Below are 16,151 nucleotides of genomic sequence, written 5' to 3'. Positions count from 1 at the left end.
CCTCTGAGGGACGTGGCCGACGGCGTCGGGCATCGAGGCAACGCACAGTTGCCTCAGGCGACTACAGCATGCAGCTGACGCAGCCCTCCACCTCCGTGCCCTCCAGGGCCATCTGGCGGAGGCGGATGTAGTAGAGCGTCTTGATGCCCTTGCGCCACGCGTAGATCTGCGCGCGGTTGACGTCGCGCGTCGTGACCGTGTCCTTGAAGAACAGCGTGAGGCTCAGGCCCTGGTCGACGTGCTGCGTCGCGGCGGCGTACGTGTCGATGATCTTCTCGTAGCCGATCTCGTACGCGTCCTCGTAGTACTCGAGGTTGTCGTTCGTCAGGTAGGGCGCCGGGTAGTAGACGCGCCCGATCTTGCCCTCCTTGCGGATCTCGATCTTCGACGGCACCGGGTGGATGGAGGACGTCGAGTTGTTGATGTAGGAGATCGAGCCGGTCGGCGGGACGGCCTGGAGGTTCTGGTTGTAGATCCCGTGCTCCATGACCGAGGCCTTGAGGGCCTTCCAGTCGTCCTGCGTCGGCACGTGCACGCCGGCGTCGGCGAAGAGCTGGCGCACGCGCTCGGTCTCCGGCTCCCACACCTGGTCGGTGTACTTGTCGAAGTACTCCCCCGACGCGTACTTCGAGTCCTCGAAGCCGCCGAACGCGCGCCCACGCTCGATCGCGAGGCGGTTCGACGCCGCGATCGCGTGGTAGGCGACCGTGTAGAAGTAGATGTTGGTGAAGTCGATGCCCTCCTCGGACCCGTAGTGGATCCGCTCGCGCGCGAGGTAGCCGTGGAGGTTCATCTGGCCGAGGCCGATCGCGTGGCCCGCCTCGTTCGCGCGCTTGATCGACGGCACCGACTCGATGCTCGTCTGGTCCGAGACCGCGGTGAGCGCGCGGATCGCGGTGTCGATCGTCTTGGCGAAGTCGGGCGAGTCCATCGTCTTCGCGATGTTCAGCGAGCCGAGGTTGCAGGAGATGTCGCGGCCGACGTGGTCGTACGAGAGGTCCTCGTTGAACGTCGACGGCGTCGAGACCTGGAGGATCTCCGAGCACAGGTTCGAGTGGGTGATGCGGCCCTTGATCGGGTTCGCCTTGTTCACCGTGTCCTCGAACATGATGTACGGGTAGCCGGACTCGAACTGGAGCTCGGCGATCGTCTGGAAGAAGTCGCGCGCCTTGATCTTCGTCTTGCGGATGCGCGAGTCGTCGACCATCTCGTCGTACTTCTCGGTGACCGAGATGTCGGCGAACGGCTTGCCGTAGACGCGCTCGACGTCGTACGGCGAGAAGAGGTACATGTCCTCGTTCTTCTTGGCGAGCTCGAACGTGATGTCCGGGATCACGACGCCCAGCGAGAGCGTCTTGATGCGGATCTTCTCGTCCGCGTTCTCGCGCTTGGTGTCGAGGAACCGCAGGATGTCCGGGTGGTGCGCGTGCAGGTACACGGCGCCGGCACCCTGGCGCGCGCCGAGCTGGTTCGCGTAGGAGAACGAGTCCTCGAGCAGCTTCATCACGGGGATGACGCCCGACGACTGGTTCTCGATGTGCTTGATCGGCGCGCCGTGCTCGCGGATGTTCGACAGGAGCAGGGCGACGCCGCCGCCGCGCTTGGAGAGCTGCAGCGCGGAGTTGATGCCGCGCGCGATGGACTCCATGTTGTCCTCGATGCGCAGCAGGAAGCAGGACACGGGCTCGCCACGCTGCGCCTTGCCGACGTTGAGGAAGGTCGGGGTCGCAGGCTGGAAACGGCCCGAGATGACCTCCTCGACGATGTCGAGCGCGGCCTGCTCGTTGCCGTCCGCGAGACCGAGCGCGACCATGCACACACGGTCCTCGAAGCGCTCGAGGTACCGCTTCCCGTCGAACGTCTTGAGCGTGTACGACGTGTAGTACTTGAACGCGCCGAGGAACGTCTCGAACCGGAACTTCTTGGCGTACGCGAACTCGAAGAGGGACTTCACGAACGCGCGGTCGTACTTCGCCAGCACGGCCGGGTCGTAGTACTTGTTCTCGACGAGGTAGTCGAGCTTCTCCTGCAGGTCGTGGAAGAAGACCGTGTTCTGGTTGACGTGCTGGAGGAAGTACGCGCGCGCGGCCTCGCGGTCCTTGTCGAACTGGATCTCGCCGTTCGGGCCGTAGAGGTTCAGCATCGCGTTGAGCGCGTGGTAGTCGAGCTGGGTGCTCGCCAGCGGCACCTGCTGGGGCGCGAGCTCGACGTCACCCGCCACTGCGCTCGCGGAGTTCACGCCGGAATCCGTGACTGTCGTTGCCAAAATCGTCCCAATCCGTCGCGGACGCGCGCGGCGTCCTCGGCTGTTCCCAGGAGTTCGAAGGCGTACAGGTAGGGCACCTGGCACTTCGCGGAGATGATGTCGCCGGCGATGCAGTAGGCCTCGCCGAAGTTGGTGTTGCCCGCGGCGATGACGCCGCGGATCAACGACCGGTTGTGCACGTCGTTGAGGAACTTCACGACCTGGCGCGGGACGGCACCGCCCTCGTTGCCGCCCCCGTAGGTCGGGACCATGAGCACGTACGGCTCCTCGACGCGCAGGAAGCCCTCGGTCGGACGCAGCGGGATGCGCTGCACGTCCATGCCGAGGGCCGGCAGGTCGAGCCGCTGGACGAACCGGTGCGTGTTCTCGCTGACGCTGGAGAAGTACACGAGCGACCCCACGGGGACGCACCTCCGTCCTGCCCTGCTCCGCCTGCTTCCGTACGTGGTCGGGGCGCCTCGCGGCGCCCCGGGAGGCCGGTCAGGCGACGACCGGCGACACCTTCTGCGCGAGGGCGTTGATCTGGTCGGGACGGAACCCGGACCAGTGCTCGTCCCCGGCGACGACCACGGGCGCCTGCAGGTAGCCGAGCCCGCGGACGAGCTCGAGCGCCTCGGCGTCCTGGCTGATGTCCACGACGGAGTACTCGATGCCCTTCTTGTCCAGAGCGCGGTACGTCGCGTCGCACTGAACGCAAGCCGGCTTGCTGTAGACCGTGACGCTCATGGGGTGACTCCTCGTCTCTCGCGCTCTGTCCGGGATCGGTCCTCGGGGAGGGAGAAACGTCTCTGACCTCGAAGGACACCGGTGGAACTACGTCTGTGTGATTCGCCAGAAGGCCTCCGGCCCCCTGGGTGTGCAACCACTATACCTAGTGGTCGACACCGTGCCACCGCACTAGATGTCGTGGTCGAACTTCACCCGTCGGCATGTGGTAAGAGCCATGGATCCATGGTCCCACCCCCCTCTGACACGCCCCTGGAGGGCGTCGTCCACAGCCCGTCGTCCACCGCCGGAGGTGTCCGGAACGGCTCGTTCTCGCGCCCCGCGACGAGCCGTCCACAGGATGGGGACGGCGTCGGTCCACACCCTGTGCGACGCGCCGACACCTCTGCGGGACGCCGGCACGGAGTCGTGCGGGCGCCCGAACCTGCACGACAAACAGCCCAATACGGACGCAGAATCTCGTGATCCTCTCGGCGTGTCGTGCCGTCGGCGTGTCGTACGCCATGCCCGGTCCCTGCCGCCGTGCCCGCACCGGCTCGGGCGCTTCGCCCGGTGTCGCCCGACCGCCAAGTCACCCGGTGCAGGTGATACGCCCGCGCGCTGCCCCGGTGGACGATCGGCTCGTCGGACGTCCACGACTGCGCCGAGGAGGCGGTCGAGATGCACCCAGAGCACGCAGCAGTGCACCGCAGCGACGAGGAGCGGGCGACATGAGCGCGGCAGACGCCGCCGAGGGGCCGGCGGTACCCGCCACGTCGTCCCGGGCGCGCGCCGCCATCCCGGCGAGCAACTACATCTCGTGGATCGCCCTCGCGATGATGACGACGAGCTCCGTCGCGAGCCTGCGCGCCGCGCCCACGATGGCCGTCTACGGGCTGGCGTGCGTCTTCCTCTATCTCCTGCCCGCCGTGGTGTTCCTCCTTCCCACGTCGCTCGTCTCCGCCGAGCTGGCCTCCGGCTGGAGCGGCGGCGTCTACAAGTGGGTGTCCGAGGGGATCTCGAAGCCGATGGGCTTCCTCGCGGTGTGGTGCCAGTTCGCGATGACGATCTTCTACTACCCGAGCCTGCTCGGGTTCGTCGCGAGCACGCTGGCCTACGTCATCAACCCGAGCCTCGCGAGCAGCGGCGTGTGGACGGCGATCGTCATCGTCGTCGTCTACTGGTCCGGCGTGTGGGTCTCGTCGCGCGGCACCAAGGGCGTGGCGGGGCTCGCGAGCGGCGGGCTCATCATCGGCACGCTCATCCCGGGCGTGATCCTGGTGACGCTCGGCGTCGTGTTCCTCGGCCAGGGTAACGCGTCCGCCGCGCCGATGGACGCCGAGCACCTGCTGCCCGCCTGGGCCGGCCTGTCGAGCCTCGTGCTGATCGTCAACAACTTCCTGTCGTACTCCGGCATGGAGATGAACGCGGTGCACGTCGGGTCGCTGCGCAACCCCGCACGCGAGTTCCCGCGCTCGATCTTCCTCGCCATGGGCATGGTGCTGCTGATCTTCATCCTCCCCGCGCTCGCGATCAGCTGGGTCGTCCCGGCCGAGCAGCTCTCCCTGACCGCGGGCATCATGCAGGCCTTCGACGCCGTGTTCGCCTACTTCGGCTCGCAGTGGCTCACGCCGATCATCGGGATCATGCTCGTGACGGCGTCCGTCGCCGGCATGCTCACGTGGTTGGCCGGGCCGTCCAAGGGCCTCCTGCTCATCTCGCGCCAGGAGGGCTACCTCCCGCCGTTCCTCCAGAAGCTCAACAAGAACGGCGTCCAGCAGAACATCCTCGTCACGCAGGGCGTCGTCACCACGGTGATCGCGCTCGGCTACGCGCTCATCCCGAGCGTCTCGAGCGCGTACTGGATCTTCTCGGTCATCACGACCCAGGTGTACCTGATCATGTACCTGCTCATGTTCGTCGCGGCGATCCGCCTGCGCCGCCAGCAGCCCGACCACGCACGCGGGTACCGCGCACCGATGCTCGGGGCGCTGTGCGGGGTCGGCTTCGTCGCGTCGCTCGCCGCGCTGCTGGTCGGGTTCATCCCGCCGTCGCAGTTCGGGTCGGGGAGCCCCGGCTCGTACCTCGTCATCGTCGCCGGCGGGGCCCTCGGCCTGGGCCTCCTGGTGCCGTACCTGTTCTACCGGTTGCGCAAGCCGTCGTGGAGGCTCCCGGACGCGACGACGCAGGAGAAGGAGGCGAGCGCACCATGAGCGAGGTCACGGAACGGCAGCCGCGCCGCGAGCGCCGGACCATCTACGTCGTCGCGGCCGTCGTGGTCGTCGCGCTCGTCGTCGTCGCGCTGCTGGTACGTGGCGAGCGGCAGACGACGACGGAGGCCGAGCAGAAGGCGGAGCAGCTCCTCACCGCGCTCGCCGCCGCGGGCGCGCCGACACCGCAGGTGGACCAGGTCGTGCGGGTCCTCGGGGACGACGGCGGAGCCACGTGCGAGGACCCCGGTAGCGCGCTGGGCCGGGCGACCCTCCTGGGTCAGCTCGTCAACGGGGCCGCGGGCCCGGGCATCCGGCCCGTCGTCGCGGACAACCGCGTCGTCGAGGGACAGCTCCTCATCATCCAGATCTACTGCCCGGACGAGCTCGCCGGGTTCCAGGACGTCGTGGACGGTCTGCACCTCGACGACACGGTCAAGGGCTGACCCCGCGCCGGGGCCGGCACGGTCCCGGGGACGGGGAGAGGGCGAGGGCGAGGGCGAGGGCGAGGGCGAGGGCGACGGTCAGTCCGTCGCCCTCGCTGCGACCGGCGTGGCCGACGTGGGCAGGGTGTGCGTCACCGCGGCGGCGGCCGACGCGGCGTCGTGCACCGTTCCTCGCTCGGCCCGGTACCGCCGTCCCATGACGACCGCCATGACGACCCCGAGCGCGCTGGTCCCGGCCATGACCCAGGAGGCGGTGCCGAGGCCGGAGGCGAGGGCGTCGGCGGTCGTCGCACCCGCGGCGGTGCGGTCCGCGACCACCGCCGCGTAGATCGAGGCCACGACCGCCGTCGCGACCGCGGCGCCGACGTAGCGCGCCATGTTGGAGACGCCCGACGCGGCGCCCACCTCGTTCGCGGAGACGCACGCCGTGGAGGCGGAGGACGCCGGCCCGTTCGACAGGCCCATGCCGACGGCGATCGCGATCAGGGGGAGGACGAAGGCGCCGTACCGCCAGTCGGCCTGGACGACGCCGACGACGCCGAACCCGACGGCGGTGAGCAGGAACCCGAGCCCGACGACCTGCCGTCCCCCGACCTTCGCCGCGAGCTTCGGCACCAGCGGCGCGACGATCACGAGGCCCGCCGTCGCGGGCAGCGTCGCGAGCCCCGCCTCGAGGGGGCTGAGGCCCAGGGTGGCGGGGTCCTGGAAGTAGATGCTCAGCAGGTACATGAGCCCGTTGATCGTGCCGGAGCCGATGAGGATGGCCATGGTCGCGCCGACGAGCACGCGGTTGCGCAGGAGGGCGAGATCGAGGAGCGGGACCGCGACCCGGCGCTCGACCACGACGAACAGGCAGCCCGCCACGACGGCGACCGCGAGGCTGCCGAGGGTCGCGAGCGAGCCCCACCCCCAGTCGCTGCCCTTGCTCAGCGCGAGGATGAGAGGAGCGAGGGTGAGCGCGACGAGCACGGTGCCCGCGTAGTCGATCGAGCGCGAGCGGTCGGGGTCGCGCGACTCGGACACGACGACGTACGTCAGGACGACGCAGGCCGCGGCGACGACGGCGTCGACCCAGAAGAGGCCCTGCCACCCGGTGAGGTTGACGAGCACCCCGCCGAGCAGCGGACCCGCCGCGGCACCGACGGCGGACGCCGCACCCCACAACGACACCGCCCGGAGCTGGGCGTCGCCGCTGTTGGCCACCGACAGCAGGCTCAGCCCGCACGCCACGATCGTCGCCCCGGCCGCACCCTGGACGAAGCGCCCGGCGATGACCATGCCGCCCGACGGGGCGAGCGCGATGAGCACGCAGGACGCGACGAAGAGCAGGAGCCCGAGCTGGAACACCCGCTTGCGGCCGAACACGTCGCCCAGGGCTCCCGAGGTGACGATCACGGCGGCCCCGACCAGGGAGTAGCCGGTGACCGCCCACTGGAGGGTCGTCACGCTCGTGCCCGTGTCCTCGCTGATCGCGGGGAGCAGGATGCTCACCGCCGACGTGTTCGCGTTGACGACCAGCGTCGACAGGCACGCGGCGGCGAGCACCCCGCCCGTCCTGGTCTTGACCTCGACATCGCTCATGGCTGCGAGGCTAGGGAAGGTCGCCTGGGTCGCGCCTCACCCCGTCCGGGCGAGACGGAGGCCGCCCGCACGGGCCGCGGTGCACGACGAGGGCCCGCCCGGTGCGACCGGACGGGCCCTCGCGCGGGCGACGAGCAGATTCGTCAGGCGGTCTCGTCCACCGTGGGGAGCGTGTTCGACGTCGCGAGCCGGCGGTACCAGTGCGCGGAGTCCTTCCACGTGCGCTCGAGCGTGTCGTAGTCGACGCGGATGATGCCGAACCGGCGGTCGTAGCCGTAGCCCCACTCGAAGTTGTCGAGCAGGGACCACGCGAAGTACCCGCGCACGTCGGCGCCCGCGTCGACCGCGGCACCGACGGCGTCGACGTGGTCGTGCAGGTACGCGACACGGCGGTCGTCGTGCACGCGGGCGGTGCCGTCGGCGTCGACCGTGACCTCGTCGGCGAACGCGGCGCCGTTCTCGGTGACCATCATCGGCTGGTGCGGGTACGTCCTCGCCACGGACACGAGCAGCTCGGTCATGCCGGCGGGCTCGATGTTCCAGCCCATCGCGGTGTACGGGCCGGGCTGCTGGACGAACTCCACGTCGTCGACGCCGATCCACGGGCTGTGGCTCGACGCGCCGTGGCCGTCGTTCTCCGACCGTTCGCCGTCGCCGGAGAAGTGGCGCACGCGCACGGTCGAGTAGTAGTTGACGCCGAGGATCGACAGCGGCTGGCGCACCGTCTCGAGGTCGCCCTCCTGCACGAACGACCAGTCGCTCACGTGCGCGGTGTCGGCGAGCAGGTCGGCGGGGTACTCGCCGTCGAGCATCGGGGCGAGGAACGCGCGGTTGGCGAGCGCGTCGATCTTGCGCACCGCGTCCAGGTCCGCCGCGGACGACGGGTCGTCGGGCCGGATGACGTGGAGGTTGAGCGTGACGGACGTCCTCGCGTCCTCGCCGAGCTCGTCGCGGATCGCCTGGACGGCGAGGCCGTGCGCGAGGTTGAGGTGGTGCACGGCCGCGAGCGCCGCGGCCGGCTCGGTGCGGCCGGGCGCGTGCACGCCGGAGCCGTAGCCGAGGTAGGCGGAGCACCAGGGCTCGTTGAGCGTCGTCCACGTGTCGATCCGGTCGCCGAGCTCGCGCGCCATGTGGCGGGCGTACTCGGCGAACGCGTACGCGGTGTCGCGGTTGGCCCAGCCGCCGGCGTCCTCGAGCTCCTGCGGGAGGTCCCAGTGGTAGAGCGTGACGACGGGCTTGACGCCCTTCTCGAGCAGCGCGTCGACGAGGCGCGAGTAGAAGGCGACGCCCTCGGGGTTGAGCGGGCCGGTGCCGCCGGGCTGGACGCGGGACCAGGAGATCGAGAAGCGGTACGCGCCGAGGCCGAGGTCGGCGATGTGCTGCACGTCCTCCTGCCACCGGTGGTAGTGGTCGTCCGCGACGTCGCCCGTGTCCCCGTTGAGCGTGCGGCCCGGGGTGTGGGAGTAGGTGTCCCAGATGGACGGCGTGCGGCCGTCCTCGGCGGCGGCGCCCTCGATCTGGTACGCGGCGGTGGCAGAGCCCCAGAGGAAGTCGGTCGGGAACGTGCGGCGGCCCGACGACGCGGGCGCGGCCTGGGCGTCGACGTCGACGGGGGCGGTGGTGTCGGTGGTCACGAGGGTCCTCGCTGCTCGGTCGTCGGACGACGCGGTCCGCGACGGGTGGTCGGTGGGTGCTCGTGCGGTCTCGGCGGGTGCGAGCGGAGCACGCGCGGGGAGTGCACGGGCGAGCATGCCATGGGAGCGCTTCCATGACATGCTCGCCCAGGATACGTCGTCAGCCGAGGTCGATCGTCACGCTGGTCGCACCGTGCGCCTCGGCCGTCGCGGAGCCGGCCCGCACGGACCACCCCGCCACGGCGTCGTCGGACGAGACGGTGAGCGTCGCGCCCGACCGCCGGATGCGGAACGTCGCCCCCGGAGCACCGTCCGACGGCGGGACGACCACGAGCTCGTCGTAGCCCTCCGGCAGCTCGAACGCGTGCAGTGTGACGCCGTCGGCCCAGTCGTAGTCCGGCCGGTCGGTGCGGGCGCCCACCGGGAGGACGGTGCCCGGGCGCACGAGCACCGGGAGCGAGTCGAACCCGTGGGTCTCGGTGACCCAGCGCGGGCCCGTGACGGTCTCGCTCAGGGCGGGGCCGTCGTCGGGCTGGACGAGGCGCGTCCACGTGCCCTCCGGCACGTAGTACTCCACGCGGCCGTCCGCGCGGAACACGGGCGCGACGAGGAGCGCGTCGCCCAGCAGGTACTGCGTGTCCGCGGTGAACCCCGCGCGGTCGTGCGGCAGCTCGAGCGCGAGCGGGCGCATCATCGGCACGCCGTCGGTGTGCGCCTCCTCGGCCACGCGCCCGAGGTACGGCATGAGCGACAGCTTGAGGCGCGTGAACTTGCGCGTGACGTCGACGGCCTCGTCGTCGAACGCCCACGGGACCCGCACCGAGCCCGAGCCGTGCAGGCGCGAGTGCGACGAGAGGAGGCCGAACGCCGTCCAGCGCTTGAACACGCCCGGGTCGGGCGTGCCCTCGAAGCCGCCCATGTCGTGGCTCCAGTAGCCGAACCCGGACATCGACATCGAGAGGCCGCCGCGCAGCGACTCGGCCATCGACGCGTACGTCGAGTCGCAGTCGCCGCCCCAGTGCACGGGGAACTGCTGCCCGCCCGCGGTCGCGGACCGCGCGAACAGCACCGCGTCGCCCTCGCCACGCTTGCGCTCCAGCAGGCGGAAGACCGCCTCGTTGTAGAGCTGGGCGTAGTAGTTGTGCATCTTCTTCGGGTCGGAGCCGTCGTGCCACGCGATGCCGTCGACGGGGATCCGCTCGCCGAAGTCGGTCTTGAAGCAGTCGACGCCCTGGTCGAGCAGGCCCTCGAGCTTGCCCACGTACCACGCGGTCGCGTCAGGGTTGGTGAAGTCCACCAGGCCCATGCCCGCCTGCCACAGGTCCCACTGCCACACGGACCCGTCCTCGCGCTTGACGAGGAAGCCCTGCTCCGCGGCCTCCGCGAAGAGCGGCGAGCGCTGCGCGACGTACGGGTTGATCCACACGCACACCTTGAGCCCCCGGTCGTGCAGGCGGCGCAGCATGCCCTCGGGGTCGGGGAACGTGCGCGGGTCCCACTCGAAGTCGACCCACTGGTACTCGCGCATCCAGAAGCAGTCGAAGTGGAACACCGACAACGGCAGGTCGCGCTCGGCCATGCCGTCGATGAAGCCGTTCACGGTCTGCTCGTCGTAGCTCGTCGTGAACGACGTGGTGAGCCACAGCCCGAACGACCACGCCGGGACGCGCGCGGGGCGGCCGGTGAGCGCGGTGTACCGGCGCAGCACGTCCTTGGGCGTCGGGCCCTGGATGACCAGGTACTCGAGCGACTGGCCCTCGACGGAGAACTGGACGCGCGTGTTCACCTCCGAGGCGACCTCGAACGACACCTTCTCCGGGTGCTCGACGAACACGCCGTAGCCCTTGGTCGTCAGGTAGAGCGGGACGGACTTGTACGCCTGCTCGCTCGACGTGCCGCCGTCCTCGTTCCAGATGTCGACGACCTGGCCGTTCTTGACGAACGGGCCGAACCGCTCCCCCAGGCCGTAGACGAGCTCGCCCGGCTCGAGCGCCAGCTGCTCGTGCGTCCAGGCGCGGCCGTCGTCGGCCGTGACGTGCCCGACCGACTTGGGCAGCGACGAGGTCAGCACCTCGCCGTCCGCCTCGAAGTCGACGCGCCACCGGTCGCCCCGGTGCACGCGCACCGCGAGGTCCTTGGACCGCAGGACCGCGACGTCGTCGTGCACCTCGACCTCGGGACGGAACCCGGGCTCGCCGGTCACCTGGAACGCCGGGCCGCGGCGCACCGCGCCCTGGTGGTGCTCGACGCGCACGCGGATCACGCCGGGCGCGGGCGAGGAGTACGTCGTCGTGAGCATCGGGCGGTTGAGCGTGTCGCCACGACCGCGGATCTTCGCCGTCGGCGCGTACACGGTGAGCGTGCCGGCCGCCTCGTCCGCGCGGACGTCGTCGACCTCGACCGCGTAGAGGGGGTGCATGCCGGGCCGGACCTGCCAGTACCCGTCGGTGAACTTCATGGGTGGTGCTTCCTTCGTCGGTGCGTTCAGGAGTCTCGGGGGCGGCCGCGGGCCGCGGTCACTTCACGGCACCGGCCGTGACGCCCCGGGTGAGCGTGCGCTGGAAGATGAGGAAGAAGATCAGCGCGGGGATCAGCGAGACGAGCGCGCCCGCGTTCGTCGTCGGGGCGTCCATCATCCGGTCGCCTTGGAGCGACGCGAGGGCGATGGGGATCGTCTGGGTGTCGTTGGTCGTCAGCATGACCAGCGGGATGAAGAACTCGTTCCACGTCCAGATGAAGAAGAAGATCATGAGGACGCCGAGCGTGGGCTTGACGATCGGGTAGACGACCTGCCACAGGATGCGCCAGCGGCCGGCGCCGTCGAGCTGGGCGGCCTCGAGCAGCGCGGGCGGGAACGTGCCGAGCACGGACGCGAGCAGGTACGTGCCGAACGCCGCCTGGATGACCGTGAAGATGATGATGATCGACCACTGCGAGTTCGACAGGCCCACCTTCTGCGCCATGTCGAACAGCGGGTAGATGAGCGCCTCCTGCGGCAGCATGTTGGCCACGAGGAAGAGCGTGACGATCCACAGGCGACCCTTGATGCGGCCGACGCCGATCGCGTAGGCGCTGAGCAGCGACAGGAGCGTGCCGAACACGGCGACGAGTGCCGAGATGAAGACGGAGTTCCAGAGCTTCTGCGGGAAGTTCGTCCGCGTCCAGAAGTTCTGCACGCCCTCGAGGTAGAGCTCCTTCGGGATGCTCAGCGGACCGTCCTGGGAGTACTCGGCCGGCGACTTGAACGCGTTGAGCACCATGATGACGAACGGCGACAGCATGAGCAGGGCGACGAGGATCGCCGCGGCGAGCACGAACCAGCGACCGACGCCGCGGCGGTAGCGCTCGTCCTGGCGCGTGGCCCGCAGAGGGCGGCGGGAACCGGACGACGGCGCGGGCGCCGCGGGCGTGCCGCCCGCGGTCGGGGTGGTGGTGACGGTGGACATCAGCGGCCCTCCTGCTCACGACGCTCGGCGCGGCTCTGCAGCGCGAGGATCACGACGGCGACGACGATGATGACGAGGGTCAGCACGGTCGCCACCGCGGCGCCGTAGCCGACCTTCGACTTGTCGAAGAAGTTGAGGTACGAGTAGTAGCTCGGGACGAGCGTCGAGCTCTCGGGCCCGCCGCGCGTGAGCACGTAGATGGGGCCGAACACCTTGAGCGCGGCGACCGTGCACGTGAGCGTGACCACGAACGTCTCCGGGCGGATCTGCGGGATCGTGATGGCCCGGAAGCGGCGCCACCAGCCCGCGCCGTCGAGCTCGGCCGCCTCGTACAGCTCGGGGTCCACGCGCTGGAGCGCGGACATGAAGATGACGACGGGGTAGCCGATCTGCACCCAGATGAGCACGAGCATGACGCTCGGCAGCGCGGTCGTCGTGTCGCCGAGCCAGTTCGGCGGGTTCTCGATGCCGATCCCGCGCAGGATCACGTTGAGCGCGCCGGTCTGGGCGTTGAGGATCCAGTTCCACAGCACGCCGGCGACGGCGACGGGCAGGATCTGCGGCAGGTAGTACGTGGCGCGCAGGAACGCCGCGACGCGCGGGCCGAAGCGCCGGCCGAGGTAGTCGAACAGCACGGCCGCGAGCACGAGCCCGATGAGGGTCGGCGCGACGACCATCGCGAGGATCATCGCGATCGAGTTCTGGAACGAGGTCCAGAACGCCGAGTCGTTCATGAGGTCGGCGTAGTTGCCCAGCCCGTACCAGCGCATCGGCGCCATGCCGCCGCGCCACTTGAACAGGCTGTAGTAGACGTTCATCACGAACGGGTAGCCGATCACGACGACGAACGCCACCGCGCCGGGCAGGAGGTAGGGCAGGTACGGGAGCCAGGCGGGCCGGCGACGGCGGCGGGGCGCCGCGGTCGCGCGCGACGCCTCGCGCGCGGGGCCGGGCCCGGCGTCGGGCACGGTGTCGGTGCGGGTGGTCATGACGGTCTCTTTCGCGGGAGGTCCTCGGGTGGGGGCCCGGGCCGGCCGGGGCGATCCTGGGATCGGCCCCGACCGGCCGGGCGCGTGCGTCCGCTCAGCTGTCGAGCAGGTCCGCCTTGCCGTCCACGTACGCGGACTCGAGGCCGTCGAGCACCTCGGTCGGCGACTTCGACTGGTTGATGAGCGACTGCAGCTCGCTGACGATCACGTCGTAGTAGCCGGGCACGGGCCAGTCCGGGTAGAACGCGAGGCCGTCGTCGTCGAGGATCGCCTGGAAGTTCTCGGTGAGCTGCTGCGTGCGCTCGTCCGTGATGACGGACGCGTCACCGGCGACGGGCAGGCCGCCCTTCTCCGCGAGGATGTTCTGCACCTCGGGGCGCAGCGTGATGTCGATGAACTCCTCGGCGAGGTCGGGCGAGTCCGCGTTCGCGGGGACGACCCAGAGGTTGCCGGACGAGCCGACCTGGAGCGTGTTGCCGGGGAAGTTGAACTGGCCCCAGTCGGCGTCCATCTCCTCGACGATGCGGCCGAACCACCACGAGCCGGAGACCATCATCGGGTAGGTGCCGTTGATGAACGACACGCCCATGTCCTCGGCGGTCAGCGCGGCGGAGTCGGACGCGACGTACCCGGACTTGATCCAGGAGTCGAGCTTCTCGGTCGCCTCCGTCATCTCCGGTCCGTGGAAGTCCGGGTCGCCGTCGAAGAGCTGGTACTGGTCGATGAAGTCGCGCTCGGAGTTCGCCAGCACGAGCTCGTACCAGAGCTGGCCCATCGGGTACTCGGCGCCGGCCTCGGCCAGCGGGGTCACGCCCTGGTCCTTGAAGGCCTGCATGACGGTCTCGAGCTCCTCGAGCGTCGTCGGCACCTCGAGCCCGTACTGGGCGAACATGTCCTTGTTGTAGTAGACCTGCACGAACTCGCCGTAGTTCGGGACGCCGTACCAGTCGCCCGAGCCCATGAGGCCCTGGTCGTCGTAGGTCGCGGTGGTCTGGAGCGAGCCGCTGAGCTTCTCGTCCCAGCCGCGCTCGGTCGCCGCGTCGGTGAGCGGGGTGAGCAGGCCCTGCGCCGCGAGCTGGCCGGCGGTCGCGTTGCCCTTGTTGTACTCCATGACGTCGGGCACGTCGTTGCCGGTGAGGACGATCTTGGCGTTCTTCTGGATCTGCTCGAACGTCTGCTTCTCGACGACGACGTCGACGTCCGGGTTCTCCTCCTCGAAGATCTCGATCGCCTTGGCCCACGCCTGGCCCATGGCGGAGTCCTCGTTCTCGTAGTGCCAGATCGTCAGGGTCTGGTCGTCGGACCCGCCGCTGCCGCCGGAGCCCCCGCACGCCGCCAGGGCGAGTGGGAGCGCTGCCACGGCAGCGACGAGCGAGATCTTCCGGGATCGCAGCATGTGCGTGTCCTCCTCATCGAGTTCCGGCGCTGGAGCCGGAGGGTGACCGGGGCGTCGCCCGGCCGGTCGGTTCAGCGAGCCTCGGGCTCGCGGTCGTCGTCGTCCGGGGCCCGGCCGGCCGCGGGGGCGACGCTGCTGCCGGGTTCGAGGACGCACGGGATGAGCACGTTCGGCGTGCTCGGACGGGAGCCGTCCACGAGGGACAGCAGCTTCTGCACGCCCAGGCGGCCGAGCTCGGCCCCGGGCGCGTGCATCGTGGTCAGCGGCGGGTTGCTCATCTCCCCGACGCCGGGCGACGTGACGATCGACAGGATCGACATGTCGGTGGGGATCGCGACGCCGCGCTGCTGCAGCTCGGCGACGACGCCGAACGTCGCGATCTCGTTCATGGTGACGAAGGCCGTCAGGCGCGGCTCTCGCTCGAGCAACGTCGCGACGGCGTCGCGGCCCGCGCGCGGGGACTCGTCGACGCGCAGCGCGATCGGTTCGAGCCCGCGGCGACGCATGGCCGCCTCGAAGCCCTCCTCGGCGCGGAACGTCGGCGCGTAGCCGTCGTCCGCCGTCGCCTGCGAGTGGTTCACGAGGGCGACGTGCCGGTGCCCCAGGTCGACGAGGTGCTGGACCGCGTCGTCCGTCGTGCGCTCGAAGTCGATGTCCACGGACGGCCGGTCCGTGACGTCGCGCGTCCGGCCGATCATCGTGTACGGGACGCCGGCCTCGTCGAGCACGTCGACGCGGTCGTCGTCGAGCGCGACCTCCATGAGCAGGACGCCGTCCGCCATCCCCTGGCGCACGAGATCGCGGACCTCCGGGGCCTGGGTCGTGCGGAAGGGCCACAGCACGAGGTGGTAGCCGTTCTCGCGCGCCGTCTCCGCGGCGGACGAGACGAACTCGGCGACCGTGCCGCCGAGGCCCTTCTCCATCGCGGGGTAGATCAGCGCCAGCACGTGGCTGCGGCGCGACGCGAGCCCGCGGGCCATCGCGTTGGGCTGGTAGCCGAGCTCGGACATCGCGTCCTCGATGCGACGGCGCGTGGCGTCGGAGACGGGACGGGTCCCGGACAGCGCGTAGGAGACCGTGCTCAGCGAGACCTGCGCGCGTCGCGCCACGTCCTGCATCGTCGCCATCGCCACCACTCCCCTGTGGTCCGGTCCGTCGCCTCGTCCGTCGAAGCGCTTCGTCGAAACGCATCGTCGAAGCGCTTCGCTGTTACGAGTATTGGATGAACAAATGAGGAGAGTCAAGCCCGCGGAGCGAGAACGCGCTCTCTGGTTGAGGGCACCCCCGCCGACCTGGGCCGACGCGGGAGACGACCCGCCAGCCCTGCGGAGCGCCGAACCCGGGCATATCGGTGGCTTCGACCCGCAGGTCGCCCGCGCCCCCGGGTTCGCCGCGCTCCCCCGACCGGACGAGACCGGGGTCGCTCCTCACGGGACGGGCTGGGTGAGGAACGACCCCGGGTTCGGCGGGTGCGGTCG

General features: G+C 70.2%; 12 protein-coding genes. 2 read left to right on the top strand and 10 right to left on the bottom strand.

The features are described 5' to 3' along the window. Nucleotides 1–61: 61 nt before the first annotated feature. From nrdE to nrdH, 3 genes are all read right to left on the bottom strand, one after another. Nucleotides 62–2,266, bottom strand: a complete 2,205-nt coding sequence (gene nrdE, locus FB00_RS10730; protein ID WP_389352973.1) for a class 1b ribonucleoside-diphosphate reductase subunit alpha — start codon at nt 2,264–2,266, stop codon at nt 62–64. Further along, nucleotides 2,236–2,667: a class Ib ribonucleoside-diphosphate reductase assembly flavoprotein NrdI gene (gene nrdI, locus FB00_RS10725; protein ID WP_021480850.1), complete on the bottom strand. Its 432-nt coding sequence runs from the start codon at nt 2,665–2,667 to the stop codon at nt 2,236–2,238. The genes nrdE and nrdI overlap by 31 nt, the downstream gene beginning before the upstream one ends. A gap of 79 nt (nt 2,668–2,746) precedes the next feature. Continuing rightward, on the bottom strand, nt 2,747–2,992 hold the full coding sequence (nrdH, locus tag FB00_RS10720; protein ID WP_047232913.1) for a glutaredoxin-like protein NrdH: 246 nt from the start codon (nt 2,990–2,992) through the stop codon (nt 2,747–2,749). Nucleotides 2,993–3,702: 710 nt separating this feature from the next. On the opposite strand from nrdH, the gene FB00_RS10715 reads away from it, so the two are divergent. Both FB00_RS10715 and FB00_RS10710 read left to right on the top strand, forming a co-directional pair. Beyond that, the gene (locus tag FB00_RS10715) at nt 3,703–5,184 is read left to right on the top strand and encodes an APC family permease (RefSeq protein WP_047232912.1); all 1,482 of its coding nucleotides are present in this window, start codon (nt 3,703–3,705) and stop codon (nt 5,182–5,184) included. Next, complete coding sequence (locus FB00_RS10710) at nt 5,181–5,627, top strand: hypothetical protein (RefSeq protein ID WP_047232911.1); 447 nt, start codon at nt 5,181–5,183, stop codon at nt 5,625–5,627. Before FB00_RS10715 ends, FB00_RS10710 begins: the two co-directional genes overlap by 4 nt. 78 nt (nt 5,628–5,705) lie before the next feature. Here the strand turns inward: FB00_RS10710 and FB00_RS10705 are convergent, their stop codons facing one another. The 7 genes from FB00_RS10705 to FB00_RS10675 all read right to left on the bottom strand — a co-directional run bounded on the left by FB00_RS10705 (nt 5,706) and on the right by FB00_RS10675 (nt 15,800). Continuing rightward, the gene (locus tag FB00_RS10705) at nt 5,706–7,208 is read right to left on the bottom strand and encodes an MFS transporter (protein WP_047232910.1); all 1,503 of its coding nucleotides are present in this window, start codon (nt 7,206–7,208) and stop codon (nt 5,706–5,708) included. A gap of 143 nt (nt 7,209–7,351) precedes the next feature. Next, nucleotides 7,352–8,842, bottom strand: coding sequence for a GH1 family beta-glucosidase (locus FB00_RS10700; RefSeq protein ID WP_047232941.1), 1,491 nt, complete (start codon nt 8,840–8,842; stop codon nt 7,352–7,354). 160 nt (nt 8,843–9,002) lie between these two features. Further along, complete coding sequence (gene yicI, locus FB00_RS10695; RefSeq protein WP_047232909.1) at nt 9,003–11,300, bottom strand: alpha-xylosidase; 2,298 nt, start codon at nt 11,298–11,300, stop codon at nt 9,003–9,005. A gap of 58 nt (nt 11,301–11,358) precedes the next feature. Beyond that, nucleotides 11,359–12,288 (bottom strand): carbohydrate ABC transporter permease, encoded by a 930-nt coding sequence (locus tag FB00_RS10690; RefSeq protein ID WP_082141220.1) that lies wholly within the window; start codon nt 12,286–12,288, stop codon nt 11,359–11,361. Continuing rightward, nucleotides 12,288–13,277, bottom strand: coding sequence for a carbohydrate ABC transporter permease (locus tag FB00_RS10685; protein WP_082141219.1), 990 nt, complete (start codon nt 13,275–13,277; stop codon nt 12,288–12,290). Before FB00_RS10685 ends, FB00_RS10690 begins: the two co-directional genes overlap by 1 nt. A gap of 94 nt (nt 13,278–13,371) precedes the next feature. Continuing rightward, nucleotides 13,372–14,673 (bottom strand): ABC transporter substrate-binding protein, encoded by a 1,302-nt coding sequence (locus FB00_RS10680; RefSeq protein ID WP_047232908.1) that lies wholly within the window; start codon nt 14,671–14,673, stop codon nt 13,372–13,374. A 71-nt stretch (nt 14,674–14,744) separates the two neighbouring features. Continuing rightward, on the bottom strand, nt 14,745–15,800 hold the full coding sequence (locus tag FB00_RS10675; protein ID WP_052877588.1) for a LacI family DNA-binding transcriptional regulator: 1,056 nt from the start codon (nt 15,798–15,800) through the stop codon (nt 14,745–14,747). Nucleotides 15,801–16,151: the final 351 nt, after the last annotated feature.

Origin of the sequence: Cellulosimicrobium funkei, assembly GCF_001019615.1 — a bacterium.
Taxonomy (GTDB): domain Bacteria; phylum Actinomycetota; class Actinomycetes; order Actinomycetales; family Cellulomonadaceae; genus Cellulosimicrobium; species Cellulosimicrobium cellulans_E.
This window is presented reverse-complemented; position numbering and strand designations above follow the sequence as displayed.